Origin of the sequence: Klebsiella sp. 18074 (genome assembly GCF_902705905.1) — a bacterium.
In the GTDB taxonomy this organism is placed as follows: Bacteria; Pseudomonadota; Gammaproteobacteria; order Enterobacterales; family Enterobacteriaceae; genus Klebsiella; species Klebsiella terrigena.
Genome location: NZ_CACSIS010000007.1, coordinates 1 through 26,479 on the forward strand (window position 1 = coordinate 1; position 26,479 = coordinate 26,479).

At 61.3% G+C, this 26,479-nt stretch carries 21 protein-coding genes; 10 read left to right on the plus strand and 11 right to left on the minus strand.

Annotation, left to right across the window (positions count from 1 at the left end):
* The first annotated feature begins 89 nt into the window (after positions 1–89).
* From GVK32_RS08625 to GVK32_RS08655, 7 genes are all read left to right on the plus strand, one after another.
* A complete protein-coding gene (locus tag GVK32_RS08625; RefSeq protein WP_159867381.1) occupies positions 90–1,109 on the plus strand; it encodes an NAD(P)-dependent alcohol dehydrogenase in 1,020 nt (339 codons plus the stop codon).
* A 199-nt stretch (positions 1,110–1,308) separates the two neighbouring features.
* The gene (locus tag GVK32_RS08630) at positions 1,309–2,181 is read left to right on the plus strand and encodes a carbohydrate ABC transporter permease (protein WP_123709821.1); all 873 of its coding nucleotides are present in this window, start codon (positions 1,309–1,311) and stop codon (positions 2,179–2,181) included.
* Positions 2,171–3,058, plus strand: coding sequence for a carbohydrate ABC transporter permease (locus GVK32_RS08635; RefSeq protein WP_041143815.1), 888 nt, complete (start codon positions 2,171–2,173; stop codon positions 3,056–3,058). Before GVK32_RS08630 ends, GVK32_RS08635 begins: the two co-directional genes overlap by 11 nt.
* Before the next feature lie 10 nt (positions 3,059–3,068).
* Positions 3,069–3,893 carry a phosphodiesterase gene (locus GVK32_RS08640; protein WP_159867383.1) on the plus strand — a complete coding sequence of 275 codons (825 nt, stop codon included), beginning with the start codon at positions 3,069–3,071 and terminating at the stop codon, positions 3,891–3,893.
* Between the two features lie 5 nt (positions 3,894–3,898).
* A complete protein-coding gene (locus GVK32_RS08645; protein ID WP_159867386.1) occupies positions 3,899–4,984 on the plus strand; it encodes an ABC transporter ATP-binding protein in 1,086 nt (361 codons plus the stop codon).
* 2 nt (positions 4,985–4,986) lie between these two features.
* Positions 4,987–6,291 carry an ABC transporter substrate-binding protein gene (locus GVK32_RS08650; RefSeq protein WP_159867388.1) on the plus strand — a complete coding sequence of 435 codons (1,305 nt, stop codon included), beginning with the start codon at positions 4,987–4,989 and terminating at the stop codon, positions 6,289–6,291.
* Positions 6,292–6,423: 132 nt separating this feature from the next.
* Entirely contained in the window at positions 6,424–7,182 is a 759-nt protein-coding gene (locus tag GVK32_RS08655) for an IclR family transcriptional regulator (RefSeq protein WP_159867391.1), read from the plus strand.
* A 4-nt stretch (positions 7,183–7,186) separates the two neighbouring features.
* On the opposite strand, the gene GVK32_RS08660 is transcribed toward GVK32_RS08655, so the two are convergent.
* The 4 genes from GVK32_RS08660 to GVK32_RS08675 all read right to left on the minus strand — a co-directional run bounded on the left by GVK32_RS08660 (position 7,187) and on the right by GVK32_RS08675 (position 13,447).
* Positions 7,187–8,806, minus strand: a complete 1,620-nt coding sequence (locus GVK32_RS08660) for a glycoside hydrolase family 43 protein (protein WP_159867393.1) — start codon at positions 8,804–8,806, stop codon at positions 7,187–7,189.
* A gap of 12 nt (positions 8,807–8,818) precedes the next feature.
* Positions 8,819–10,198, minus strand: a complete 1,380-nt coding sequence (locus GVK32_RS08665) for a glycoside-pentoside-hexuronide (GPH):cation symporter (protein WP_159867396.1) — start codon at positions 10,196–10,198, stop codon at positions 8,819–8,821.
* Positions 10,199–10,556: 358 nt separating this feature from the next.
* Positions 10,557–12,524 (minus strand): YjhG/YagF family D-xylonate dehydratase, encoded by a 1,968-nt coding sequence (locus GVK32_RS08670; RefSeq protein ID WP_159867399.1) that lies wholly within the window; start codon positions 12,522–12,524, stop codon positions 10,557–10,559.
* Positions 12,525–12,538: 14 nt separating this feature from the next.
* A complete protein-coding gene (locus GVK32_RS08675) occupies positions 12,539–13,447 on the minus strand; it encodes a dihydrodipicolinate synthase family protein (protein WP_159867402.1) in 909 nt (302 codons plus the stop codon).
* A gap of 258 nt (positions 13,448–13,705) precedes the next feature.
* Between GVK32_RS08675 and GVK32_RS29430 the strand changes: the two genes are divergently transcribed.
* Positions 13,706–13,834, plus strand: coding sequence for a hypothetical protein (locus GVK32_RS29430; RefSeq protein ID WP_255429324.1), 129 nt, complete (start codon positions 13,706–13,708; stop codon positions 13,832–13,834).
* Here the strand turns inward: GVK32_RS29430 and GVK32_RS08680 are convergent.
* From GVK32_RS08680 to iolD, 5 genes are all read right to left on the minus strand, one after another.
* The gene (locus tag GVK32_RS08680; protein ID WP_159867405.1) at positions 13,831–15,324 is read right to left on the minus strand and encodes a sugar porter family MFS transporter; all 1,494 of its coding nucleotides are present in this window, start codon (positions 15,322–15,324) and stop codon (positions 13,831–13,833) included. The genes GVK32_RS29430 and GVK32_RS08680 overlap by 4 nt on opposite strands.
* A 148-nt stretch (positions 15,325–15,472) precedes the next feature.
* On the minus strand, positions 15,473–16,372 hold the full coding sequence (iolE, locus tag GVK32_RS08685; protein WP_159867408.1) for a myo-inosose-2 dehydratase: 900 nt from the start codon (positions 16,370–16,372) through the stop codon (positions 15,473–15,475).
* A 23-nt stretch (positions 16,373–16,395) separates the two neighbouring features.
* Positions 16,396–17,280, minus strand: coding sequence for a sugar phosphate isomerase/epimerase family protein (locus GVK32_RS08690; RefSeq protein ID WP_115193703.1), 885 nt, complete (start codon positions 17,278–17,280; stop codon positions 16,396–16,398).
* Between the two features lie 42 nt (positions 17,281–17,322).
* Positions 17,323–18,336 carry a Gfo/Idh/MocA family protein gene (locus tag GVK32_RS08695; RefSeq protein WP_133601038.1) on the minus strand — a complete coding sequence of 338 codons (1,014 nt, stop codon included), beginning with the start codon at positions 18,334–18,336 and terminating at the stop codon, positions 17,323–17,325.
* Between the two features lie 48 nt (positions 18,337–18,384).
* The gene (gene iolD / locus GVK32_RS08700) at positions 18,385–20,325 is read right to left on the minus strand and encodes a 3D-(3,5/4)-trihydroxycyclohexane-1,2-dione acylhydrolase (decyclizing) (protein WP_132513890.1); all 1,941 of its coding nucleotides are present in this window, start codon (positions 20,323–20,325) and stop codon (positions 18,385–18,387) included.
* A gap of 526 nt (positions 20,326–20,851) precedes the next feature.
* On the opposite strand from iolD, the gene iolC reads away from it, so the two are divergent.
* Together iolC and GVK32_RS08710 are read left to right on the plus strand one after the other, a co-directional pair.
* The gene (gene iolC / locus GVK32_RS08705) at positions 20,852–22,765 is read left to right on the plus strand and encodes a 5-dehydro-2-deoxygluconokinase (protein ID WP_159867411.1); all 1,914 of its coding nucleotides are present in this window, start codon (positions 20,852–20,854) and stop codon (positions 22,763–22,765) included.
* Positions 22,766–22,914: 149 nt separating this feature from the next.
* Complete coding sequence (locus GVK32_RS08710) at positions 22,915–23,772, plus strand: MurR/RpiR family transcriptional regulator (RefSeq protein WP_123709835.1); 858 nt, start codon at positions 22,915–22,917, stop codon at positions 23,770–23,772.
* 267 nt (positions 23,773–24,039) lie between these two features.
* On the opposite strand, the gene iolB is transcribed toward GVK32_RS08710, so the two are convergent.
* The gene (gene iolB / locus GVK32_RS08715) at positions 24,040–24,849 is read right to left on the minus strand and encodes a 5-deoxy-glucuronate isomerase (RefSeq protein ID WP_076946980.1); all 810 of its coding nucleotides are present in this window, start codon (positions 24,847–24,849) and stop codon (positions 24,040–24,042) included.
* A gap of 18 nt (positions 24,850–24,867) precedes the next feature.
* Complete coding sequence (locus GVK32_RS08720) at positions 24,868–26,373, minus strand: CoA-acylating methylmalonate-semialdehyde dehydrogenase (RefSeq protein ID WP_159867414.1); 1,506 nt, start codon at positions 26,371–26,373, stop codon at positions 24,868–24,870.
* Positions 26,374–26,479 lie beyond the last annotated feature (106 nt).

A 26,479-nucleotide genomic window follows, 5' to 3' on the forward strand; every position in this document is an offset into this window, starting at 1 on the left:
CGCCTCCCCCACACCACCTTCTGCCAAGCGGCGCCACCCCCAATGCTCTACACTTTCTGATTGTCTACGCCAAACCCAAGGAAACCGTCATGAGCATAATTAAAAGCTACGCCGCCAAAGAAGCGGGCGCCGATCTGTCGCTGTGGGAATACGATGCTGGCGAACTCCGGCCGGAAGATGTCGAGGTCCAGGTGGAGTACTGCGGCATCTGCCACTCGGATCTGTCGATGATCGACAACGAATGGGGCATATCGAGCTACCCGCTGGTTGCCGGGCATGAAATCATTGGCCGCGTTGCGGCGCTGGGCAGCGCGGCGCAGGAGAAAGGGCTGAAGGTCGGCCAGAAGGTCGGCATCGGCTGGACGGCGCGCAGCTGCGGGCACTGCGACGCCTGTATCAGCGGCAACCAGATCAACTGCCAGGAAGGCTCGGTGCCGACCATCATCAACCGCGGCGGCTTTGCCGATAAGCTGCGCGCCGACTGGCAGTGGGTGATCCCGCTGCCGGATAGCATCGATATCGAATCCGCCGGCCCGATGCTCTGCGGCGGCATCACCGTCTTTAAACCGCTGCTGATGCATCGCGTCACCGCCACCAGCCGCGTCGGCGTCATCGGCATCGGCGGCCTCGGCCACATCGCCATCAAGCTGCTGCGCGCGATGGGCGCGGAGGTCACCGCCTTCAGCTCCAACCCGGCGAAAGAGCAGGAAGTGCTGGCGATGGGCGCCGATCGCGTAGTCAATAGCCGCGATCCTGAAGCCCTAAAAGCGCTGGCCGGCCAGTTCGACCTGATCATCAACACCGTGGCGGTGGATCTCGAATGGCAGCCGTACTTCGAAGCGCTCTCCTGGGGCGGCAACTTCCACACCGTCGGCGCGGTGATGAAGCCGTTCCCGGTCCCCGCCTTCACCCTGATTAGCGGCGACCGCAGCATCTCCGGTTCGGCCACCGGCAACCCGTCCGAGCTGCGCAAGCTGATGAAGTTCGCCGGACGCAGCAAAGTGGCGCCAACCACCGAGCTGTTCCCGATGTCGCAAATCAACGAAGCGCTCAAGCACGTGCGCGAAGGCAAGGCCCGCTATCGGGTGGTGCTGAAAGCCGACTTCTGACGATCTCCGCCGCGCTCAGGCCGCATGTACGCAGCCTGAGCGCCGGTGAGCCAGGCTATCTGTAACCTCTCCGCCGGGCGGCCCGTCTGCCCGGCTGCTGCGCCCCCGTTCATTAAACAGTCATCTTCCCGCCATACTTTTGCAGTCAAAGCTTCTCACAATCCGTGCTTCGACAATGCCCGATTGAGACGTCGCCGTTATGAGAAAAAGCTGGCTCCCCTGGCTGATACTGTCACCTTCGCTGCTGTTTTTACTGCTCTTTACCTGGTTCCCGCTGGGGCGGTCGGTCTACGACAGCCTGTTCGATACCCGGATGGTCAGCGACGGCGCGCAGTTCGTTGGCCTCGATAACTTCACCCGCCTGTTCGCCGATAGCGTCTTCTGGCAGTCGTTGGCCAACAACCTGCTCTATATCCTGCTGACGGTGGTGCCGGGCGTGACCCTGGCCCTGCTGCTGGCGGTGGCGCTGAGCGAAAACCACCGCGTCAACCGCTGGCTGCGCACCGCCTTCTTCTTCCCGATGATTATCCCGATGGTCAGCGCCGCCGCGCTGTGGCTGTTTATCTTTATGCCCGGCCTCGGCCTGCTCGACCACTACCTGGCGAAGATCGTCGGCCCGATGAACAACAACTGGCTGGGGCGCAGCAACACCGCCCTGCTGGCGCTGGCGCTGATCGGGGTGTGGAAGTTTGCCGGCTACTACATGCTGTTTTTCCTCGCCGGCCTGCAGAGCATCCCGGCCTCGGCCCGCGAAGCGGCGATTATGGAAGGCGCCACCCGCAGCCAGGTGTTCTTTAAGGTCACCCTGCCGCTGCTGCGCCCAACCCTCAGCTTCGTCATCACCACGGCGCTGATCTACTCCATCACCCAGATTGACCACGTGGCGGTGATGACCCGCGGCGGGCCGGACAACGCCACCACCGTGCTGCTCTACTACATCCAGAACCTCGCGTGGGATACCCACGACCTCGGCAAAGCCTCCGCCGCCACCTTCCTGACGCTGGCCGGGCTGTTCGCCTTCTCGCTGCTTAACCTCAGACTGCTGGAGAAAGGAGCCCACCATGAGCGCTGAAATCTCGCCGCTGGCCGTGCGCTCGCCGGCCGCATCGCGCCCGCTGTGGCTGCGCCTGCGTCGTTCGCAGCCCTTTACCCTCAGCGTGCTGATGTGCTGCCTGGCGCTGCTGTGGGTGAGCCCGTTTATTTGGATGCTGGCAACCTCGTTCAGCGCCACCACCTTCGGCGAGGATATGGCCTCGCTGCTGCCCAGGCTGCCGCTGACCCTCGATAACTTCCGCGACGCCTGGGCCAGCGCCGACTGGCTGAGCCTCTATGCCAATACCCTTATCTTCACCTTCGGCACCTTCTTCGTGCAGCTGCTGACCATCACCACCGCCGGCTACGTCTTCGCCTGCCACGAGTTCCGCGGCAAGCAGACCCTGTTCCTGCTGTTCCTGGTGCAGCTGATGATCATGCCGGTGGTGATGATGGTGCCGAACATGCTGACCCTTAAAACCTTCGGCCTGCTCAACACCCTCACCGGGGTGATGATGCCCTACTTCACCTCAGCGTTCGGCGTGTTCCTGATGCGCCAGGCGTTCCTCGCCATCCCCAAAGAGCTGGAGGAGGCGGCGCTGATGGAGGGCTGCCGCTGGTGGCAGGTGCTGTTCCGCGTGCTGCTGCCGATGTCCTGGCCGTCGGTGCTGGCCTTCGCCACCGTCAGCATTACCTACCACTGGAACGAATACCTGTGGCCGCTGATGATGCTCAACGATCCCGATAAGCAGGTGCTGACCGTGGGGCTGGTCTCCTTCGCCATGGGCGCCGAATCCGGCGGCCAGTGGGGCACCATCGGTGCCGGGACGCTGATGGTCTGCCTGCCGCTGATGCTGGCGTTCATTCTTTTCCAGAAACAGTTCCTGCGAAGCTTCGGCTTCTCCGGGATCAAATAAGGAGTTATTGATGCTGTTAGCGCAAATTTCCGATACCCACTTCCGCAGCCACGGCCAGAAGCTGTACGGCTTTATCGACGTTAATGCCGCCAACGCCGACGTGGTTTCCCAGCTCAACGCCCTGCAGGAGCGTCCGGACGCGGTGGTGGTCAGCGGCGATATCGTCAACTGCGGTCGCCCGGAGGAGTACGAAGCGGCCCGCCAGATCCTCGGCGGCCTGAACTATCCGCTGTATCTCATTCCCGGCAACCACGACGATAAAGCGCTGTTTCTCGAATACCTGCATCCGCTGTGCCCGCAGCTCGGCAGCGACCCGCAGAACATGCGCTACGCGGTGGACGATTTTGCCACCCGCCTGCTGTTTATCGACTCCAGCCGCGCCGGCACCTCCAGCGGCTGGCTGACCGACGAGACCATTAGCTGGCTGGAGGCACAGCTGTTCGAGGGCGGCGACAAACCGGCAACGGTGTTTATGCACCATCCGCCGCTGCCGCTGGGCAACGCCCAGATGGACCCCATCGCCTGTGAAAACGGCTACCGCCTGCTGGCGCTGGTGGAGCGCTTCCCGTCGCTGACGCGTATTTTCTGCGGTCACAACCACAGCCTGACCCTGACCCAGTACCGCCAGGCGATTATCTCCACCGTGCCGGGAACCGTCCATCAGGTGCCCTATTTCCACGAAGATACCCGCCCGTACTACGACCTGTCTCCGGCCTCCTGCCTGATGCATCGCCAGGTGGGCGAGCAGTGGGTGAGCTACCAGCACTCGCTGGCGCACTATGCCGGGCCGTGGCTGTATGACGAAAACATCAGCTGCCCGACGCAAGAGCGCTAATCACGATGCTGAGTTTGCAAAATATCACCAAACGCTTCGACGGCAAGCCGGCCCTCAGCGCCCTGTCGCTGGATATTCACGAAGGCGAGTTCGTGGTGCTGGTCGGCCCCTCCGGCTGCGGCAAAAGCACCCTGTTGCGCCTGCTGGCCGGGCTCGATCGGGTCAGCGACGGTGAAATCTGGCTGCACGAGCAGAACATCACCGATATGTCGCCGCGCGAGCGCAACTTCGCGATGATCTTCCAGAACTACGCCCTGTTCCCACATCTGTCGGTGCGCGACAACATCACCTTCGGCATGAAGGTGCGCAAAGAGGAGAAGGCCAGCTGGCAGCCGCGGGTGGATAACGTCGCGCAGATGCTGCAGCTGGACACCCTGCTGGATCGCAAGCCGGCGAAGCTCTCCGGCGGCCAGCGCCAGCGGGTGGCGATGGCCCGCGCCATCGTGCGCAATCCGCGGCTATTCCTGATGGATGAGCCGCTCTCCAACCTCGACGCCCGCCTGCGCAGCGAGGTGCGCGACAGCATTATGGATCTCCACCAGCAGCTGAAAACCAGCACCGTCTACGTCACCCACGACCAGACCGAGGCGATGTCGATGGCCGACCGCATCGTGGTGATGAACGCCGGCCACGTGCAGCAGGTCGGGCGTCCGGAGCACCTCTACGCCCACCCGGCCAACCTGTTCGTCGCCGGGTTTATCGGCTCTCCGGCGATGAACCTGCTGTCGCTGCCCTGCGCCGACGGCGAGGTACGGCTCGGCGAGCTGCGCCACCCGCTGCCGCCGGGCTATCGCGACGAGTCCCGCGTCTGGCTAGGCATTCGCCCGGAACACATCAGCGATCGCGTGGAGGAGGGTCACCTGCGCCTCTGCGCCACCGTCCTGCAACGAGAGCTGATGGGGGCCGATTACCTGCTCCACGTCAGCACCCCCATCGGCACCCTGCGCTTTAGCCGCCGCCATCGCGGCGCGGTGCCGGAGAAAGGCGACTCGCTGATCCTCGGCTTCTCGCCCGGGGATATTCATCTTTTTCATGCTGAGAAACAGCATAATTTAGCGCCCGCTCATCAGGCGCTTACTCCAGGAGATTGACCATGCTAAAAACTCTGACAGCCGTCGGGCTTTCGCTCGCGCTGAGCGGCGCGGCGCTAGCGAAAGAGAAGATCGATTTCATGTTCCCGGCGCCGGTAGACGGCAAGCTGACCATGGAGATGACCCGCGTCATCAAGGCTTTTAACGACTCGCAGCAGGACGTCGAAGTGCGCGGGATCTTTACCGGCAACTACGACACCACCAAGATCAAAGCCGAGTCGGCGCAGAAGGCCGGGCAGCCGCCGGCGCTGGTGATTATGTCCGCCAACTTCACTACCGACCTCGCGCTCAAGGATGAGATCCTGCCGATGGACGAGCTGTTCAAATACGGCGACCAGAAGGCCGGGGATTTCCTGGTCAAAGAGTTCTGGCCGGCGATGCACAAAAACGCCCAGGTGATGGGCACTACTTACGCCATTCCGTTCCATAACTCGACGCCGATCCTCTACTACAACAAAACCCTGTTCGAGCAGGCCGGGATCAAGCAGCCGCCGCAGACCTGGGCCGAGCTGCTGGCGGATGCCAAAAAGCTGACCGACGAGAGCAAAGGCCAGTGGGGCATTATGCTGCCGTCCACCAACGACGACTACGGCGGTTGGATCTTCTCGGCGCTGGTGCGCGCCAACGGCGGGAAGTACTTTAACGAAGACTACCCTGGCGAAGTCTATTACAACGCCCCGACCACCATCGGCGCCCTGCGCTTCTGGCAGAACCTGGTCTATCAGGACAAGGTGATGCCCTCCGGCGTGCTCAACTCGAAGCAGATCAGCGCGTCCTTCTTCTCCGGTAAGGTCGGGATGGCGATGCTGAGCACCGGCGCGCTGGGCTTTATGCGCGAAAATAGCAAAGACTTTGAGCTCGGCGTGGCGATGCTGCCGGCCAAAGAGCAGCGCGCGGTACCGATCGGCGGCGCCAGCCTGGTGAGCTTTAAAGGCATTTCCGACGCGCAGAAAAAGGCGGCCTATCAGTTCCTCACTTACCTCGTCAGCCCGCAGGTCAACGGCGAGTGGAGCCGCTTCACCGGCTACTTCTCCCCGCGTAAAGCCGCCTACGATACGCCGGAAATGAAGGCCTATCTGCAGCAGGACCCGCGCGCGGCCATCGCCCTGGAGCAGCTGAAATACGCCCATCCGTGGTACTCCACCTGGGAAACCGTCGCCGTACGTAAGGCGATGGAGAACCAGCTGGCGGCGGTGGTCAACGATGCGAAGGTCACCCCGGAAGCGGCGGCCCAGGCCGCGCAGAAAGAGGCCGATGCCCTGATGAAGCCCTACGTGGATAAAACCGCGCTCGCGGAAATAAAGTAAGCCCTCGCCTCGTCGCCCCAACGGCCGCACCGCGCCGAGCGGGGCGACGAGGCATTTTCACCCCAGCCGTTTGATTTTTCAGCGTAAAAAAGGTACTTTTTCACCCTCTCCCCGCGTGAATGGTCGTACATAATGCCTATTATTCAGTCTGTTGAACGTGCCTTGACGATCCTCGATCTGTTTAACGACCAGGCGAAGGAGCTCAAAATCACCGACATCAGCAAGCAAATGGGCCTGAGCAAAAGCACGCTCCATTCGCTGCTCAAAACCCTGCAGCTGCACGGCTATATCGATCAGAACCCGGAAAACGGCAAATACCGCCTCGGCATGAAGCTGGTGGAGCGCGGCCACTTTGTGGTGGGCTCAATGGATATCCGCCAGCAGGCGAAGGGCTGGCTGACGGAGCTCTCGCAGCACACCGGGCAGACCACCCATCTCGGTATTCTCGACGGCCGCGAAGGCGTCTATATAGAAAAGATCGAAGGCCGGCTCGCCGCCATCGCCTACTCGCGCATTGGCCGCCGCCTGCCGGTGCACGCCACCGCCATCGGCAAGGTGCTGATTGCCTGGCTGAGCGACGCCGAGCGGGATCCCCTGCTCGATGGCTATCACTACACCGCCTTCACGCCCGCGACCATCACCTCCCGCGAGGCGCTGCTGGCGATACTCGCGCAAACCCGCGCCCAGGGCTACGCCCTGGACAGCGAAGAAAACGAACAGGGCGTGCGCTGCGTGGCGGTCCCGGTGTGGAATCATGAATCGCGGGTGATTGCCGCGCTGAGCCTCTCCACCCTCACCTCGCGGGTGGATGACGACGAGCTCACCCGCTACCGGCTGCAGCTGGAAGAGGCCGGGCGCCAGCTGTCAAAAGCGCTGGGCTACCCGGCCTGATGGCCTACGCCTCTACCGGCAGGTAGCGGAAGTAGTCAAAATCAGCGTAGCAGCCGTCGCCGCTGATGTCCTCGCAGTGCAGGCCGACGAACGCCCCGGTAAAGAACCCGCGGCCGCCGACGTAGTCGTCCGACAGCTTCCACGCCGCATAGTCGACAGGCACCCGGTGCCAGTTCTCGCCGTCAAACGAATAGCTATAGCGGTACACCAGATGGTCGACGTCCACCCGCAGCCACACGCTCTGCGCCTCGTCCGGCACCGGAATCGGCTGCTCGTGCAGCGGCCAGGAAGGCACGTTGTGGTCGAGCTGCAGCACCTTCAGCGTTCTGCCCCGCCCCTCTTCGAAATCGACAAAACAGTAGCTCCAGTTTTTGGTGTTGTAATAGCAGGTTAAACCGGCGCTCTGCTGGAAGTTCTCCGGCGCGAACTCCATCCGCGTTTCGGCGCGGAAGGCAAAGTGCTGCCAGCGCCGCGCCACCGTGGACTGGGTAAAGGTGGAGTTAAGCGAATCGTTGCCGTACAGGCGCAAATAGCCCGGCCGGGCGCTGAGGGAGCCGAGCGTCTCATCGAAGGGAATACGCAGGGTTTGCAGCTCCGGGTCGAGGGCCGCGCCGTCGAACTCGTCGCACCACGCCGGCTCTGCCGGTGCCTGGCTTTCCGTCATCTGCGGGCCCGCCACCGTCAGCGCCGCGTGCTTGCCGCCCTCAATGACCGGCCAGCCGTCGCGCCAGGCGACGGGCGTAATGCCGGTCTCACGCCCCAGCGAGCAGTAGCCGCGCCCGCCGGACGCCAGCAGCGGCACGCCGGGCAGGCGCTGCGGGCGGCTGACGAGGTACGCCATATACCACTCGCCGGTATGCGTCTCCAGCAGCGAACCGTGGCCGCTTTTCTGCAGCGGGTTCTCCGGCAGGTGCCAGCTGCTCATCAGCGTCACCTCCGGAGAGAGCTCGTAGGGCCCGTCGATATTTTTCGCCCGCAGCACCACCACCGCGTGCTCGTAGCTGGTGCCGCCCTCCGCCACCAGCAGGTAGTACCAGCCCTCTTTGCGGTACAGGTGCGCCCCTTCGGTATAGCGCAGGTCGGTGCCGGTAAACAGGGTTTTGCGCTGCGGCGACAGGGTTCGGGTGTGCGGGAAGTACTCCTGCATGACGATGGTACAGTGCGGATCGCTGTGGTGGCGCGGCCCCCACGGGCGGTAGATGTAGTATTTTCGGCCGTCGCTATCGTGAAACAGCGACGGGTCAAACCCGCCGTTGCCCATCGCAATCGGCTCGCTCCACGGGCCTTCGACGGACGGAGCGGTCACCAGATAGTTACGGCCGTTTTTCCACGGCGAATCAACGATCTTCACATCGGTATACAGTAGCCAGAACAGACCGTCGGCGTAGCTCAGGCACGGCGCCCAGATACCGCCAGAGTCAGGGTTGCCTTTCATATCCAGCATCGACACGCGGTCCAGCGGCGTGCTGACCAGCGACCAGTTTTTCAAATCCCGCGAGTGGTAAATGCGCACGCCCGGAAACCACTCAAAGGTGGATGTCGCGATGTAGTAATCCTCGCCCTGCCGGCACAGCGACGGATCGGGGTTGAAGCCGGTCAAAATCGGGTTAGTAATCGTATACATATTGTCTCCCTCTTAATTGGATGCCGCGGCCGCGGCGGCAGGAACGTCTTCACTCTGCGCCGCGCGATGCTTACGGAGCTGCTGGCTGATGGCCTCAACGCGCTCATCGCTCAGCTTGTAAAGTGAGAGCATGATGAACATGCCGACGTAGAGCACCACCGGCACCACGCAGAACAGGATTTTAATGGTGGTGAGCACTTCCACCGGCTGCACGCTGCTGCTGGCGGAGTAGTTCACAAAGGCGAGAACCCAGCCCACTACCGCGCCGCCGATCGCCAGGCCGATCTTCAGGCTGAACAGATAGGTGGAGAACACCAGGCCGTCGAGGCGTCGGCCGCTGCGGCTCTCTTCGTAATCCACCACGTCGGAGGCCATCAGCCACTGCAGCGGCGTGGTGGTGTTAAAGATGAACAGGAAAACGATGTTAAGCGCGAAAATTAGCCCAATCTGTTCGGCAGGAATAAAGAACAGCAGCAGGCTTAACAGCGAATAGACGACGATAATCCCTTTGAAGGCCTTCACCCGATCGAAGCGCCCCAGCAGGCGCGAAGAGGCCAGCGAGCCGAACATGGTGGCGATGCTGCCGTAGAGCAGAAACTGCATCGCCATCTCCGGATGATCCATCACGTATTTGACGAAGTAGAGCGTCGCCCCGCCGCGCACCACGTTGGAACAGGTCGCCATCATTTTGAAGGTGCACATGATCCGCCACTGGGTATTGCCGAACAGCAGCCTGAGATCTTTCATCACCGAGGCGCCCGGCTGCACCTCGAAGGTGTAGCGCTCTTTGGTGGTAAAGAAGCAGACGTACAGCAGCACCACGCCGGTCAGCCCCAGCACGCACATCGCGCCAAAGTAGCCCACCTGCTCGTTGCCCTTGCCGATGATCCCCACCAGCGGCAGCGCGATACCGCTGATCGCCAGCGATCCGGCGGCGGCAAGGAAAAAGCGCCACGACTGCAGCGTGTGGCGCTCTTTCGGATCGACGGTGATCACCCCCGGCATCGCGCAGTAGGGCACGTTGACGAAGGTGTACACCAGCGTCAGCAGGATATAGGTGATGCTGGCATAGATGATTTTACCCTGCGCGGAGAAGTCCGGCGTGTAGAAGGTCAGCATGCAGACGAGGCCAAACGGGATCGCCCCCCACAGCAGGAACGGGCGGAACTGACCGTAGCGGGTGCGGGTGCGATCCACCAGCAGCCCCATCAGCGGATCGGTGACGGCATCCAGCACGCGCGAAACTAAAAACAGCGTGCCCATCACGCCGGCGGAGAGCCCAAAGACGTCGGTATAGAAATAGGCCAACAGGAACATCGTCGCCTGCCAGACAAAGCCGCAGGCGGTGTCACCCAGCCCGTAGCCAATTTTATCTTTCATGGTTAATTGCATATTTATCCCCAACCCCAAAGAGTGGAATGATGCAAACGTCAGGGGCCTGAAGAGGGCAAAAAAATACCCGCAGCGTCGTCAGGAAAACACCCGTGATGCGTGTGCCTAATTCACGTTGTCGTGTTAATAGAGTGTAATGAGCTGCTCATTTTTACGGCAATGACCATTTTTAATTTATGAATTATGTTTTTTTGTTTTTGTGATTAGGGTCGGTATAAACAGGAAGCTGAATAAATATTTTTAGCTTTTATTTTTAACGGCTTATTGAATAAATAAAATCTCAATAAATAGGCTTTTTAGGCCAACGAAAATTCGCCCGCGGAATATTTTCCGCAGGCTAAATTAACCGCTTAATTATTTATAAGCCGAGGGCTTTTTTACCGGCGTTAATAACCTCAATAATTTTATCGGTATCATAAATACAGCCTTTCCAGGTACCGCCGCTCACCGACTGCAGCGCGGCCCAGAGGCGCGTATCGTCCGGTAAAAAATCGTGAGGGTGCAGATCCGGATGCGGCGCTCTCGCCGCCAGCGCCAGGGCGCCCTCTTCCGGCGTCAGGCGCGCCTCCGCCGTACCGATAAAGTTCACGCTGCCGGTCAGGGCCAGGCGGTCAACCACGATCTCGATGATATCGTTATCGCGCAGCCTGCCGATGGGCCCGCCCGCCAGCGCCTCGGGCGCGACATGGCCAAAACAGGCGCCGGTAGAGACGCCGGAGAAACGCGCGTCGGTGATCAGCGAAACCGTTTTGCCCCACGACACGTGCTTCAGCGCCGAGGTGAGCTGGTAGGTCTCCTCCATACCGGTACCCGACGGCCCGCCGCCGATCACCACCATGATATCGCCCCGCTCAATCTCGCCGTTTTTAATCGCCCCGATCGCCCGCGCCTCCGAGACAAATACCCGCGCCCGGCCGGTGTGGCGATACACGCCGTCGTCGCCCACCACCGACGGGTCAATGGCCGTGGCTTTAATCACCGAACCTTCCGGCGCGATGTTGCCCACCGGGAAGGCCACCGTCGAGGTGAGCCCTTTCGCCCTGGCGCGCTCCGGCGGCAGGATCACGTCATCCGGATCGACGCCGTCCTGCTCCAGCAGGCACTGGCGAAACTTCTGCCGACGCTCCGAGGCCTGCCACCAGTCGAGGTTTTCGCCGACCGTCTGACCCGTGACCGTCATGGCGTCAAGGTGCAGCAGGCCAAGATCGCGCAGGTGCAGCATCACTTCCGGCACGCCGCCGGCGAGGAACGCGCGCACCGTCGGATGGTAGTCCGGGCCGTTGGGCAGCACGCTGACCAGCCGCGGGACCTTGCGGTTGATGCGCGTCCAGTGCTCGACGTCGGGAATGGTGCAGCCCGCCGCATGGGCAATGGCCGGAATATGCAGCAGCAGGTTGGTCGAGCCACCAAACGCGGCGTGGAGCACCATCGCGTTTTCGATGGCCTTATCGGTCAGGATATCGCGGGTGGTAATGCCGCGATTATCCAGCTCGCTCACCGCCCTTGCCGACTGGCGGGAGATCTCCAGCCACACGTCCTGCCCGGACGGGGCCAGCGCCGAATGCGGCAGCGCCATGCCCAGCGCCTCCGCCACCACCTGCGAGGTGCCGGCGGTGCCTAAAAACTGGCAGCCGCCGCCCGGCGACGCGCAGGCGCGGCAGCCGAGTTCCGCCGCTTCCTGCAGCGACAGCTCGTGGTTGGCGTAGCGCGCGCCGATGGTCTGTACCTTTCCGGCATCTTCGCCAAAGGTTGGCGGCAGCGTCGCCCCGCCGGGTACGAGGATCGTCGGCAGATTATGCATCGCCGCCAGGGCGATCATCGTCGCCGGTAGCCCCTTGTCGCAGGTGGCGACGCCGATCACCGCCCGCCGGGTTGGCAGGGAGCGGATCAGGCGGCGAAACACGATCGCCGCGTCGTTGCGGTACGGCAGGGAGTCGAACATCCCGTGGGTGCCCTGGGAGCGTCCGTCGCACGGATCGCTGACGAAGGCGGCGAAGGGAATGCCGCCGCTGCGGGTGATCTCCTTTGCCGCCGCCTGCATCTGCAGGCCAATTTCCCAGTGCCCGGTATGATAGCCCAGCGCGATCGGCCGACCGTCGCCGGCGCGAATGCCGCCCTGGGTGCCGACGATCAGCACCTCTTTGCCCGTCAGCTTATTGGCATCCCAGCCCATGCCGGCGTTCTGCGTCATGCCGAACAGGTTGCCGCTCGGCGACTCCATTAGCATCTGCGGCGTCAGCGGCAGTGCGCCCTGGGGGCCAGCGGCGTGGGTGGTGACCGCATAGAATGCATCGTCCTGCGGGGTGAAAATCTTGTCGATGGTCATCGTCTTTTCCCGTTTCAGCAGAGCTTGAGCCGTTGCAGCAGCGCTTTGAGCTGCGCCTTACCCGCCTCATTCAGCGGCGAGGCCGGCGGCAGCACGTGCGTTGACAGCGGCCGGCCGCACAGGACCGTCGCCTCTTTAATCACGTTCACGAACGGCGTATCGAGCTGGTAGACCTGCGGGATTTGCAGCAGCGTCTGATGATAGTGCGCCGCCTGCGCCAGGTCGCCGTCGCGGAAGGCCTGCAGCAGCTTAACCGACAGCTGCGGGGCAAAGTTAGCGCTGGCCGAGATCGCCCCGTCGCCGCCCAGCAGCAGCGTATTGAACAGGTGATCATCGTAGCCGCAGAGCACCGAGAAGTTCGGGTGCGCCGCCTTTACGGTCAGGATCATGCTGCGCAGATGGGCCACGGAGTCGATGGTGTCCTTGATGCCGACGATATTGCTGCGCGAATCCGCCAGGGTTTTGACCAGCGCTGGTGTCAGGTCCTGGCCGCTGAGCGCCGGGAAGTTATAGAGAATAACCGGCAGCGTCACGCAGTCCGCCACCTGCTGGTAGTAGCGGATCAGGTTCTGTTCCGACACTTTCCAGTAGTAGGGGTTAATCACCACAATGCCGTCAGCCCCTTCCGCCTGCGCGTGCTGGCTGAGCTCAACGGTCTCCCGCGCGTTGGTGCCGCCGGTGCCAATCAGAACCGGCACCCGCCGATCGACGTGGCCGATGGCGAATGCCGCAACCGCTTTACGCTCTTCGGTGCCGAGCTGCGAGAACTCCCCGCCGCTGCCGAGGAAGAACAGGCCGTCAACGCCCGCGGCGATAGTATCGTCAATAAGCGCCGCGAAGCCCGGCTTATCAAGCTGGCCGTCGGCGGTAAAGATGGTGGAAACAGGCGGAATAATCCCCGAGAACTGCACGGTCTGCTGCATGAGATCTCCTTGCTGATGCATTGCTCGACATTTTTGTTCTACATTATAGAACGGCGTTCGTTTATTTAGCGATCATACTATGCTGCCTGGAAAGGGAAGGTAAATGGGGTTGCGGACGTAAGTGCCGGTTTTTCAGGCTGGATCACATAATGCTGCAACGACGCTGATCTATAGCCCCGGTCAGCGCAGCAGAGGCGGAGAAAATCCTCAATACGTTGCTGAACCCTGCTTTCATCAAGCGTAATGCGGGCGGGAAAAATGTCGAAGATAGCGCGCGACGCCGGTGCGGGCTGCAGGAGCGCGGGGCTGCAGGAGAGCGGGCCCGCAGGCCCGTCTCCCCGCCAGACGCCGGGCCTGACGGGATTCGTTGGATTAACGCTGGCTTAGGCCTTATCCGCCTGGGATTCGGCCCACACCTTACGCGCGGCCCTGCGCTCTTCGCTGGTATCAAGTCGGTCCTGCAGATAGTGCTCAATCTGCTCGAGGCTGCGGTTGCGGGTTTCCGGCACGCATTTAATGACGAACAGCGCGCCAAACACGCCGATCCCGGCGAAGATAAAGAAGGTTCCGGAGAGGCCAATCCACGACAGCAGGATAGGGAAAAATAGCGAAATCATGAAGTTGGCGATCCACATCGAGAACACTGCCCCGCCCATAAAGATCCCGCGCAGGCGGGTGGGGAAGATCTCCGACAGCAGCAGCCAGGTCACCGGCGACAGCGCGCCCTGCTGGAAGCTGAGGAACAGCAGCATGCCCACCAGCACCATATAGGCCCGCAGCGCGTCCGGCTGGCCGTTGACGGTTTCCGGCAGCAAATAGCTCACCGCGCCGATAAACACCAGGCAGGCGGTACAGCCAAACTGGCCGATCATGGTCATCGTCCGACGGCCAATTTTACCCAGCATCCAGATGCCGACAAAGGTCATCAATACCGACACCACCCCGTTGGCAATGGTGGCAAACAGCGCGGCGTTATCGCTCATCCCCACCGACGTCAGCACCGTTGGCGCGTAGTACATAATGGTGTTTACGCCGGTAAGCTGCTGAATAACGGCAATACCGATACCAATCATAAACAGCTTAAACAGCCACGGAGTCATAATTTCGCGGAACCGCGGCTTGCCGAGACTGCGCTGCTCATCGAGCGTTTCGCTGATCTCCATCAGCTCCCACTCGACGTCCTCTTTGCGGCGAGTGCGCTCCAGAACCCGACGCGCTTCCGCCAGGCGCCCCTTCATCGCGTACCAGCGCGGCGAATCCGGCATAAACATCATGCCAAACCACAGCAGCACGGCGGGCAGCGTGGCGACCGCCAGCATCCAGCGCCAGGTACTCTCCCCGCCCCATACGGCGTGGAAGCCAGCGTTCGAGATATAGGCCAGCAGCTGGCCCGAGACAATCATCAGCTCCTGCAGCGTCACCAGCTGCCCGCGCTTGTTCGCCGGCGCCATTTCGGCGATATAGACCGGCACGGTTGCCGCCGCGCCGCCAACCGCCACGCCGAGCACCAGGCGAAAGAAAATCATCCAGTTAACGTCGGGCGCCAGCGCGGTACCAATGGCGCCAATGGCGAAGATAACCGCCAGCCAGAGGATGATTTTCTTTCTACCCGCCGCGCTGGCCATATAGCCGGAAAGCAGCGCGCCGAACGCGGCACCGAACAGCAGCGAGCTGGTCACCAGGCCGGTGGTGAACGGGGTGAGATGCAGCTCATTGCCCATAAACAGCAATGCGCCGGAGATAACGCCGGTATCGTAGCCGAACAGCAAACCGCCGAGCGTTGCTATCAGCGCAACGACTTTCACAAACGGCGTGGTCGGGGCGTCGCTATTCGGCCCCGAGGCCCTGTTGAGGGTGAGATATTGTTCCTTTGACATAAAAGACTCCAGTAACCTGCCTTGTAGGGGGAGATCCGCTCTGGTCTGAATGCAGAGGCGATGGCCTCACTGACGTGTTTATTTGATTCGCGCGCAGCGCCGGGAAAAAGCAGGCCACGCTGCTGCATGGCCTGAAGTGAAACAACGATTAAATTCCTGCCGTTTCGCGAATATATTTCCGCGCCTTCAGCGCATATTCGAAGGGGTTGGCCAGCGCCGGATCCTGCTCGGCTTCCACCACCATCCAGCCCTTGTAGCCAAAATCATCCAGCAGCTTAAATACCGGACGGAAATCGATCGCGCCGTCGCCGGGCACGGTAAAGGTGCCCTTCTTCACGCCATCGAGGAAGGAAAGCCCCTCGCGGCGCACCTGCTCAATCACCGCCGGGCGCACGTCCTTCAGGTGCACGTGGTTGATCCGCGGCAGATATTTTTTGAGGATCGCCAGCATCGGCTCCGCGCCGCCTTCGGAGTACCAGGCGTGGCCGGTGTCGTACAGCAGGAAGACGCCGTCATCCACCAGCGACATAAACTTATCGATCTCTGCCGTCGTTTGAACGCCGGTTCCCATGTGGTGGTGCAGGCAAACCTGCATCCCTTTTTCCGCGGCCAGACGCCCCAGGGTGTTGTAGCCCTCGGCAACCCGCTGCCACTCCTCTTCGCTAAAGCACGGCTTGGCGTCGGCCAGAATCGGCTTGTCCAACCCCTGGATACTGCCGCTCTGCTCGGAGCAGCCGATCACCTTCGCCCCCATCGCATGGAGGAAATTCATATGGTTAACGAATTCATCAATGGTTTTTTCGCGCTGCCCGTCGGCAAAAAAGGTGCTAAACCAGGCGTTGCAGATCTGGATGCCGCGGATCGCCAGCATCGGCTGCAGCACCGCCGGATCGCGGGGATATTTACTGCCGACTTCGCTGCCGCTAAAACCCGCCAGCGCCATTTCGCTGACGATCTGCTGGAAGGTGTTTTCGCCGCCCAGCTCCGGCATGTCGTCGTTAGTCCAGCCGATCGGGGCGATAGCGAGTTTGATATTATCTTTGTTCATTAGGTTGCTCCTGCCGCCGCGTCTTAACGACGCAGCAATTCACGTTCGATGAGTTCACGGGTTTCCACTGCCTGGTACTTCATCTTCTCCGGGTAGCCGAACAGGGAGGCGGCCACAATCGGCTCGCCGCCGACTTTGAACGTCCGTTCGGCAAATTTCATCTCGCGCAGCGTGCGGAACAGCGCGTTGAAATCTACATCCCCTTCGCCGACGCCCACGTGCTGGTGCACGGCGGCATCAACGCCCGGCGGGTTAACGATGTAACGGCAGTGCCTGGTATGGTTGCGGGTATCGGCGATCAGCACGTGGGAGAGATCGTCGCCGGCGTAGCGCAGCATCTTCTCCACGTCGCCTATCCCTTTGTCATAGAAGAAGGTGTGCGGCACGCTGTACACGTACTTCACGTTTTCACTGCGGAACGACTTCACGATATCGACGGTTTCGTTGTTCTCTTCGCAGAAGTCCCACGGATGGGCCTGGATCTCGACGCGAATACCTTCGCGCTCAAAGATCGGCAGCAGCTCCTCCATCGAGCGATAGAACATCTCTTCGCAAATTTCCGGCTGGTTAGGATCGCCCGAGAACTCGGTGTTGATCACCTGGACGCCCATCTCCACCGCGACTTCGATCAGCCGCTTCCAGTTTTTCACCGCCGCCTGGCGACGCGCTTCATCCGGACCCGACCAGCGATAGACGCAGATGAATGAAGAGAGCTCAACGCCGGTGTCGCGCAGCGCCTGCTTGTACTCGGCAATCACTTCGCGACCGGCACGCGGGTGCTTATAAAACGGGTTAATCTGCGGGTGCGGCGACTGCTCAATATAGCGGTAGCCCCACTCCGCTACCTGATGCACCATCCCGCTAATCCCGAGGTCTTTAATCACATCCACATCAAAGGCAATTTTCATCATCGAGTCCTGTTTGCAGAGGTTCCGCAGACGCAGCTGCGCTTAGCGCTGATAGAAAGCCGGGCACTCCGGCAGCGCGACCGCGACCGGCCCGGTGCTTTCCTGCGCCTGCAGGCAGGCGTCGGCGGCGACGGAGGCGGCATAGCCATCCCACGCCGACGGGCCCTGCAGCCTGCCGGCCTGCACGTCGTTGATAAAGGCCTGCAGCTCGACGTCGTAGGCTTTGATGAAGCGGTCTTTCCAGTCGGTGAGGATCGGGGTTGAGAGGTTCGCCGCCTTGCGCATCTGCACTGCCGAGGGTTCCGGCAGGCGCGCAATCCCGGTTTCGCCCACCACTTCGCACTGAATGTCGTAGCCGTACTGGCAGTTGACGAAAACTTCGACGTCGATCAGGGCGCCTTTTTTGGTTTCAAACGAGACGATCTGCGGATCTCTCAGCCGGGCGTGGGTGTGGGAAGTGGCGCGCGGGAAGCGAACCTGCACCGAGCGATAGTCGTCGTTCAGCAGCCAGCGCAGCACGTCCAGCTCGTGGATCAGGGTGTTGGTGATCGCCATATCGGTGGTGTAGTTCTCGCCGACGCTCTGGTTGCGGTGCGCGCACTTCAGCATCAGCGGCGCACCGATGTCGCCGTCATCAATCACTTTTTTCAGCGCCAGGTAGCCTTCATCGTACGGACGCATAAAGCCGACCTGCACCAGCCTACGGCCGGCTTTTATTTCGGCATCGACAATACGGCGGCAGCCTTCAGCGCTCATCGCCAGCGGCTTTTCGCAGAATACCGGCTTGCCGGCGGCAATCGCCGCGAGGGTGTACTCTTCGTGGGTCGGGTCCCATGAGGTCACCAGGATAGCGTCAACGTCGCTGGCGTTAATCACGTCGTGGCCGTCGGCGTAGACTTCGGCGTGAACGCCGGGCAGCGCAACCGCCGCCCGCGCGTTGTCGGCATTGATGTCCGAAACGGCCACCACCGTGGCCCCCTGTAATACCTGAGTGCAGCGACGGATATGCTCTTTACCAATGGCGCCTGCGCCGATAACGCCTAATCTGAGTGACATAATAGTGTTCTCCCGCGGTTCTGTAGGGTTCAGGGTAAGTGTTCTGTTTTAGTAATCCCGCGCCTCGGCGCGTTTTTCATTAATCTGCTCTGCGACTTTGCGGATCCGCTCGGACAGCGCCGTCTGGGCCACGCCGACGTTCCACCAGCTGCCGTACTTATGCACCATGGTTTTCGGCAGCACTTTAATATCAATCAGCGTGCTGACCGTTTCACGACGCGCGGCGTCCAGCGCCTGGCGCAGCTCATCAAGGGTGGTGACGCGCCAGGTTTTGCAGCCATAGCCCGCGGCGATGGTCGCGAAATCGACCGGCACCAGGCCGCCCTGCAGCCGCCCGCTCTCCGCCGAGCGGTAGCGGAACTCGGTGCCGAAGCTGTCCATACCGTGCTCGATCTGCAGGTTGTTAATACAGCCGTTGGCCATGTTGTCGAGCAGCACGATGTTGATCTTCGCGCGCTCCTGTAAAGAGGTGACCAGCTCGGAGTGCAGCATCATGAATGAACCATCGCCCACCAGCGAATAGACCTCGCTTTGCGGCTGCGCCAGCTTCACGCCCAGCGCGGCATTCACCTCGTAGCCCATACAGGAGTAGCCGTATTCAACGTGATAGGTGTTGGTCGCCCGGTTGCGCCAGACGCGCTGCAGATCGCCGGGCAGGCTGCCCGCCGCCGCCACGATCACCGCGTCGGAGGCCAGCGTTTCATTCAGCACACCCAGCACGCTGCACTGCGTTAAGGTTGAATCCGTGATCTGGCGGAATTCGCGGTACACCGCATCGCGATCCAGGCGGTCGTCAATTTCCGGGACGAAGGACTCTTCCTGCCATACCGCCTGATAGACGCGCTGTGTCTCTTTCAGCTGGCGGCTCTGGACGCTGTCGATCTGCGCTCCCCATTCAGCCTGCCAGGACTCGCCCGCCAGCGCGTCGTCCAGCGCGGTGAGCGCTTCGCGGGCATCGGCCAGCAGCGGGATCCCGTCCAGCTTCCAGGCGTCAAAGTTGCTGACGTTGACGTTAAGGAAGCGCACGCCGGGATGCTGGAAAAGCCATTTTGAGGCGGTGGTGAAATCGCTGAAGCGGGTGCCGATACCGATCACTAAGTCGGCCTCTTTTGCCAGCAGGTTGGCCGCCAGGCAGCCGGTTTCGCCCACCCCGCCAACGTTCAGCGGATGTGAGGAGACCACCGAGCCTTTCCCGGCCTGCGTTTCCGCAAAGGGGATACCGTAGCGTTCGGCAAAGCGGGACAGCGCCTCGCCGGCACCGGCGTACTTCACCCCGCCGCCGCAGATAATCAGCGGCTTGCGGCTGGCCTTAATCGCCGCCAGCGCATCCGCCAGCTGCGCGGCGCTGGCCGGGCGACGGTCGAGCCGATGCACGCGTCGGGCAAAGAAAGAGAGCGGATAATCCCAGGCTTCGCCCTGAACGTCCTGCGGCAGACAGAGGGTCACGGCGCCGGTCTCTGCCGGGTCGGTCAGGACGCGCATCGCGTTAATGCAGGCGCTCATCAGTTGCTCCGGGCGCGTAATACGGTCCCAGTATTTGCTCACCGCGCGAAACGCGTCGTTGGTGCTGATGCTCAGGTCATAGCTCTGTTCAACCTGCTGCAGGACGGGGTCGGGCTGACGGGTCGCAAACACGTCGCCGGGCAGCAGCAGCAGAGGAATACGGTTGGCGGTCGCGGTGGCCGCAGCGGTAATCATGTTGGCGGCGCCCGGCCCCACGGAGGAGGTGCAGGCGATGATCTGCCGGCGCAGAGACTGTCTGGCAAAGCCGGTCGCCGCGTGCGCCATCCCCTGCTCGTTACGCCCCTGGAATACCCGCATTTCGCCGCTGTCCTGCTCCAGCGCCTGGCCCAGCCCCAGCACGTTGCCGTGGCCGAAGATGGCAAAAATACCTTTGACGAATTTATGCTCTTCGCCATCGACTTCCAGATACTGGTTATCAAGAAACTTCACCAGCGCCTGCGCCATTGTCAGTCTCAGTTTGCCCATGTTGCACAATCCTTATTGTTCAGTATTTGTGTGTGGGTTAGCGCTTTTTCCCCTGCGGTGATACCGGAACAGGTCGAGGGAAATCGTTAACGGCCACTGGAATACTGTTGGATTATAGGCAAACATTTTTTTCATTAAACATAAATACAGAAAAAATATTTCATTTTGCGAGAAAGATCAAACTCTCGGCGCATTTCACTCGTTTCATCGACATCGGCGCGCAACCCGCCTCCCATTTCGCGCCGCGCCATATGCCAACATCCTTTTAAAAATCAGGTATAAAGATGTTTATTACTCACCCTTTTTCACGCAAGAGCAGCCGGTACCAGCAAACCTTTGTATAATGGCGCCCGGCGCCGCAGAGTGGTAGATCCCTCACACTTTTGGTTTTTTAATTTCGATCTAATTTGCAAATGAAATATTTATTTCTCAAACTAAGGGGAATCGTTCACTCTCAGGCTGTTTGTGGAGACCTCGTCGATATCGACCCTTCCGTACAGCAGACATGCAAAAGGAAACCGTAGCTATGAATGCAGCAGTAAAGCGGCTCGACGTCATCTGTATTGGCCGGGTGGCTGTCGACCTCTATGCCCAGCAGATTGGCGCAAGGCTGGAAGATGTCGCCAGTTTCTCTAAATATCTGGGCGGCTCCTCGGGCAACGTGGCCTTTGGCACCGCCATTCAGGGATTAAAATCGGCGATGCTTGCCCGCGTGGGTAATGAGCACAATGGCCGCTTTTTACGGGAAACGCTAAGCCGTGCCGGGGTCGATACCGAATACCTGATAACCGACCAGCAGCGCCTTACCGCGCTGGTGATGCTGGGGATTAAAGATCAGGAAACCTTCCCGCTTATTTTTTACCGCGACAACTGCGCCGATATGGCGCTGACGCCGGAAGATATTAAGGAAGAGTACATCGCCTCCTCCCGGGCGCTGGCGATCACCGGCACGCACCTTTCGCATGCCAACACCCGCGCAGCGGTGCTGAAAGCGCTGGAGTACGCCCGCCGCCACGGCCTGCGGACGGCGCTGGATATCGACTATCGCCCGGTTCTTTGGGGATTAACCTCGCCCGGCGATGGTGAAACGCGTTTCATTGCTTCCGGTTCCGTCACCCGTCAGCTGCAGGAAGTGCTACATCTGTTCGATTTAGTGGTCGGTACAGAAGAAGAGTTTCATATTGCCGGCGGCAGCACCGATACGCTGACGGCGCTGAAAAACGTCCGCCAAGCCACCAAAGCCACCCTGGTGTGCAAGCGCGGTCCGATGGGCTGCGTGGTGCTGGAAGGCGAGATCCCCAACAGCTGGGACAGCGTGCCGCTGCAGCAGGGCGTGCGGGTGGAGGTACTCAACGTACTGGGCGCCGGCGATGCCTTTATGTCCGGCCTGCTGCGCGGCTGGCTGAACGACGAGGGCTGGGAGCAGGCCTGCCGCTACGCTAACGCCTGCGGGGCGCTGGTGGTCTCACGCCACGGCTGCGCGCCGGCGATGCCGACGAAGGTGGAGCTGGATGACTATCTGCTGCGCGCGGAATCGGTCCCGCGCCCGGATCTCGACGCTCGTCTGAACCATCTCCATCGGGTGACCAGCCGCCGCCAGCAGTGGCCTGAGCTGTGCATCTTCGCCTTTGACCACCGCAAGCAGCTGGCGGATCTGGTGCAGGAAACCGGTCGCGATACGGCCTGCATCCCGCAGCTCAAGCTGCTGCTGCTGGCCGCAGCCGAAGCGGCGGCGCAGGAGGCCGGGCTCGATCAGCGCAGCGGTATTCTCGCCGATGGCACCTACGGCCAGCGCGCGCTGAACGCCATTACCGGCAAAGGCTGGTGGATCGGGCGGCCAATCGAGCTGCCGGGCTCCCGCCCGCTGCGTCTTGAGCACGGCAATATCGGCTCTCAGCTGATCGACTGGCCGCTGGAACAGGTGGTTAAGTGCCTGGTCTTCTATCATCCGGCCGACCCGGCGGCGCTGCGCGCCGAGCAGGATGCGCTGCTGCTGGAGGTCTGGCAGGCCTGCAATAAGTCCGGGCACGAGCTGCTGCTGGAAGTGATCCTGCCGGAAAACGGTCCGGATAAGGACGAGCGCCACTATTACGCCATGCTGGAACATTTTTACCGGCTCGGTATCCAGCCCGACTGGTGGAAGCTGCCGCCGCTCTCCAGCGCAAACTGGGAGAAGATCGCCGCGCTGATCGAACGCGAAGATAGCCTGTGCCGCGGGATCCTGATCCTTGGCCTCGACGCATCCCCCGATCGCCTGCGCGCCGGATTCGCCGAAGCCGCGAACCACCCTATCATCAAAGGCTTTGCTGTCGGGCGCACCATCTTTGGTCAGCCTTCGCGCCGCTGGATGCAGGGCGAGCTTAGCGATGAGGCGCTGATCGATGAGGTGAAACGCAACTACCTGGCGCTTATCGGCTACTGGCGCGAAGCCCGCGGCTAATCCTGTTCAGCCCGCATCTTCCCCCTCCGGTGCGGGCTTTTTCGCTTTCTTCGTGAAATGAATCGCGTATTTCATCGCAAAAAATGAAAAATTCTCTTCATTTGGTACACTGGAAATTATATTTCTTTCATTTCATCAGAGCGCAATTTATGGCCAATAATCCAACCCAACTTACCATCCTGCAGGATGAGATCAGACGTCGCTACGAGACGTTAAGCAAACGCTTAAAACAGGTAGCGCGCTATATTCTGGATAACAGCAATAGCGTGGCTTTCGATACCGTAGCCTCTATCGCCCAGCAGGCCGACGTTCCGCCATCCACCCTGATTCGTTTCGCTAATGCTTTTGGCTTCAGCGGCTTTAACGAAATGAAGCAGATGTTCAGACAGCATCTGATGGAAGAGACCGCCAACTATACCGAGCGCGCGCGTCTGTTCCGCCAGACCACCAGCGATGAGAGCTCGCCGCCGGAAACGCCGACCGAAATTCTCAATATGTTTACCATGGTCAACACCCAGGCGCTGCAGCAGCTTGCCATGCAGACCTCGGGCGACGATCTTGAGCGCGCGGTAGCCCTGCTGGCGGAAGCGGAGAATATCTACGTTATCGGCCTGCGCCGCTCGTTTAGCGTCGCCTCCTATCTGACCTACGCCCTGCGCCACCTTGACCGCAAGGCCTTCCTGATCGACGGGCTCGGCGGCATGTTTACCGAGCAGCTGAGCCTGGTCGGCCCGAAAGACGTGGTGGTGGCGGTCAGCTTCTCGCCTTACGCCCGCGAGGTAGTTGAGCTGGTTGAGCTCGGCGCTCAGCGCAAAGCGCGGCAGATTGCCATCACCGACAGCCAGGTTAGTCCGCTCGCGGCCTTCAGCGACGTCTGCTTCGTGGTGCGCGAGGCCCAGGTTGACGGCTTCCGCTCGCAGGTGGCTTCGCTCTGTCTCGCCCAGACGCTGGCGGTTTCGCTGGCCCTCAACAGCAGCAAAGATCAGCAGGCCCAGCAGCAGGCCTGAGGCACCGCCTCCCCGGAGGCGGCGCGCTCGCCCGTCCGGGCGACCACGACCAAACGTTCTCTCTTCTCCCTGGATGGCGGCGTCAGCGCCTTATCCGGGCTAGCGCTGCACGCCTTGTCATCCCGACCGGCCTACCGACATTGTGCACATTCGCCCCACCCGCCCCGACGGCCCGTTGTCGGACTGGTCGCGCGGTCGGGAACGCTCAGGCAACAAAAAAAGGCCGGTTAGCAAATCTAACCGGCCCTGCGTCGCGTTCATGGCGTATCAGTCGTGGCGAGGATAGTCGGGGCTATTGATCCACGCGTGATCCTCTTCCCAGCTAAACAGCCACCGGCGATCCGGCCCGGCCATCACGTTCAGATAGTAGCTGTCATAGCCGGCAATCGCCGCCACCGGATGATAGCCGCGCGGCACCATCACCACGTCGTGGTTGTAGGGCGCCATGCAGGCGTCCAGGCTGCGGTCATCGGTATAGACGCGCTGGAAGGCAAAGCCCTGCGGCGGGTCGAAGCGGTGATAGTAGGTCTCCTCCAGCTGGGTCTCGCGGCCCGGCAGCGCGGTATCGTGCTTGTGCGACGGCCACGAGCTGGTGGCCCCCTCATCGGTGTAGACCTCAACCACCAGCAGGCAGTCAGCCTGCGCGCTGTCCGGCAGAATATTGTGCACCCGGCGCTGGTTGCGCCCTTTGCCGCGATGCTCAACGCCAACGTCCTGCGGGCGAATCACCCGCGCGGGGAAGCTCCCCTTACCCGGCGCGCTGCAGACCGCCAGCTCGAGATCGGAATCGGCGGTAACCTCGACTTTATCCTGCGGCGGCACGTAGACCGACCACGGCGGCGTGCGCTCAAACGGCGACATCCGCTGCCCGAGGTCCGGGAAGTCGGCCTTCGTCGTTTTGACCGAAGCCAGCCCGGCGACCAGCACCAGGCACAGCTCGCGTTCGCCGCTTTCCAGCGTCACGCTTTGCCCTTTTTTCAGCATCCAGACGTCAAAGCCGATGTAGCGCCAGCCGGCGCTTTGCGGCGTAATGTGCTGGATCTGTCCCTCTTTTTGCGATTTAGCCAGTAACGACATGGCGCTCTCCTTCGCCGATTAGCCTAACGTCGGCATGCTGAATTCAGATACGGTTTGCTGCCCTGCCGGCCAGCGGACGGTGGCGGTTTTCATGCGCGTGTAGAAACGCACGCCGTCCGGCCCGTGGACGTTCAGAGCGCCGAAGACGGAGCGCTTCCAGCCGCCAAAGCTGTGGAACGCCATCGGTACCGGCACCGGCACGTTGACCCCGACCATCCCGGCCTGCACGTCATGGACGAATTCACGCGCGGTATGACCGCTGCTGGTGAAGACGGCGCTGCCGTTGCCAAACTCGTGGCTGTTCACCAGTTCCAGCGCGCTGTGATAGTCGGCGACGCGCACAATCCCCAGCACCGGCCCAAAAATCTCTTCCCGCCAGATGGTCATCTCCGGCGTCACGTTATCAAACAGCGTCCCGCCAACATAGTAACCTTCATCGTAACCCGGCACCCGCGGCTTACGGCCGTCGACTACCAGCGTCGCGCCTTCGCTGACGCCCTTATCAATATAGCCCAGCACTTTTTTCTGATGGCTGTCGGAAACCACCGGGCCCATTTCGTTCTCTTCTTTGCCGCGCATGCAGCCAGGGCCGACCTTCAGCGCCTGCACCAGCGGCTGCAGGCGGGCAATCAGCTTGTCCGCGGTTTCATCGCCGACGGCAACCACCACCGGCAGCGCCATGCAGCGTTCTCCCGCCGACCCAAACGCGCCGCCCATAATCGCGTTCACCGTGGCATCGAGGTCCGCATCCGGCATTACGATCGCATGGTTTTTCGCCGCACCGAAGGCCTGCACGCGCTTCCCATGAGCGCTGGCGGTTTTGTAGATATACTCCGCCACGCCGGAGGAGCCGACAAAGCTGACCGCCGCAATGCGCGGGTCGGTGTAGAGCTGCTCGGCATCTTCGTTGCTGCAGTGAATCACATTGAAGACGCCATCCGGCAGGCCCGCCTCTTTAAGCAGCTCCGCAAGACGTACCGCCGCGGTAGGCGCCAGCGCAGGAGGCTTGAGGATGAAGCTGTTACCGCAGGCCAGCGCCAGCGGGAACATCCACATCGGCACCATTGCCGGGAAGTTAAACGGTGTAATCCCCGCCACCACGCCCAGCGGCTGCATCAGGGAGTAGCTGTCGACGCCGGTACCGACGTCGGATGAATACTCGCCTTTGATCAGGTGCGGGATCCCGCAGGCAAACTCAACCACTTCCAGGCCGCGGGTCAGCTCGCCCAGCGCATCCGACCACACCTTACCGTGCTCGCTAACGATGATCCCCGCCAGCTCTTCAGCATGTTGTTCCAGCAGCATTTTAAAGTTGAACAGCACCCGGGCGCGGCGCAGCGGCGTAGTACGCGACCAGCCTTCAAACGCGTCGCGCGCGACCTGAATGGCGTCAGAGACCTCCTGGGCGGTGGAGAGCGTGACTTCGCGCACCACTTTGCCCGTCGCCGGATCAAACACCGGCATCGTTTCATTGCTGCTGCTGGTAACGGTCTGCCCGCCAATAAAGTTTCCTGTGATCGTCATGTTCTCGCCTCATGGTGTGGAAGGCCAACGCTGTGGCCCATCTCCGATTTTGCTGTGCTATAACCGTAGTAAAATGAAACTTATATTTCAACATTGATATAAAATG

Bases quoted from the DNA above. Each gene is read 5' to 3' on its own strand.
- GVK32_RS08625 (WP_159867381.1), top strand. From the start codon at position 90: ATGAGCATAATTAAAAGCTACGCCGCCAAAGAAGCGGGCGCCGATCTG.
- GVK32_RS08630 (WP_123709821.1), top strand. From the start codon at position 1,309: ATGAGAAAAAGCTGGCTCCCCTGGCTGATACTGTCACCTTCGCTGCTG.
- GVK32_RS08635 (WP_041143815.1), top strand. From the start codon at position 2,171: ATGAGCGCTGAAATCTCGCCGCTGGCCGTGCGCTCGCCGGCCGCATCG.
- GVK32_RS08640 (WP_159867383.1), top strand. From the start codon at position 3,069: ATGCTGTTAGCGCAAATTTCCGATACCCACTTCCGCAGCCACGGCCAG.
- GVK32_RS08645 (WP_159867386.1), top strand. From the start codon at position 3,899: ATGCTGAGTTTGCAAAATATCACCAAACGCTTCGACGGCAAGCCGGCC.
- GVK32_RS08650 (WP_159867388.1), top strand. From the start codon at position 4,987: ATGCTAAAAACTCTGACAGCCGTCGGGCTTTCGCTCGCGCTGAGCGGC.
- GVK32_RS08655 (WP_159867391.1), top strand. From the start codon at position 6,424: ATGCCTATTATTCAGTCTGTTGAACGTGCCTTGACGATCCTCGATCTG.
- GVK32_RS08660 (WP_159867393.1), bottom strand. From the start codon at position 8,806: ATGTATACGATTACTAACCCGATTTTGACCGGCTTCAACCCCGATCCG.
- GVK32_RS08665 (WP_159867396.1), bottom strand. From the start codon at position 10,198: ATGCAATTAACCATGAAAGATAAAATTGGCTACGGGCTGGGTGACACC.
- GVK32_RS08670 (WP_159867399.1), bottom strand. From the start codon at position 12,524: ATGACCATCGACAAGATTTTCACCCCGCAGGACGATGCATTCTATGCG.
- GVK32_RS08675 (WP_159867402.1), bottom strand. From the start codon at position 13,447: ATGCAGCAGACCGTGCAGTTCTCGGGGATTATTCCGCCTGTTTCCACC.
- GVK32_RS29430 (WP_255429324.1), top strand. From the start codon at position 13,706: ATGTCGAAGATAGCGCGCGACGCCGGTGCGGGCTGCAGGAGCGCGGGG.
- GVK32_RS08680 (WP_159867405.1), bottom strand. From the start codon at position 15,324: ATGTCAAAGGAACAATATCTCACCCTCAACAGGGCCTCGGGGCCGAAT.
- iolE (WP_159867408.1), bottom strand. From the start codon at position 16,372: ATGAACAAAGATAATATCAAACTCGCTATCGCCCCGATCGGCTGGACT.
- GVK32_RS08690 (WP_115193703.1), bottom strand. From the start codon at position 17,280: ATGAAAATTGCCTTTGATGTGGATGTGATTAAAGACCTCGGGATTAGC.
- GVK32_RS08695 (WP_133601038.1), bottom strand. From the start codon at position 18,336: ATGTCACTCAGATTAGGCGTTATCGGCGCAGGCGCCATTGGTAAAGAG.
- iolD (WP_132513890.1), bottom strand. From the start codon at position 20,325: ATGGGCAAACTGAGACTGACAATGGCGCAGGCGCTGGTGAAGTTTCTT.
- iolC (WP_159867411.1), top strand. From the start codon at position 20,852: ATGAATGCAGCAGTAAAGCGGCTCGACGTCATCTGTATTGGCCGGGTG.
- GVK32_RS08710 (WP_123709835.1), top strand. From the start codon at position 22,915: ATGGCCAATAATCCAACCCAACTTACCATCCTGCAGGATGAGATCAGA.
- iolB (WP_076946980.1), bottom strand. From the start codon at position 24,849: ATGTCGTTACTGGCTAAATCGCAAAAAGAGGGACAGATCCAGCACATT.
- GVK32_RS08720 (WP_159867414.1), bottom strand. From the start codon at position 26,373: ATGACGATCACAGGAAACTTTATTGGCGGGCAGACCGTTACCAGCAGC.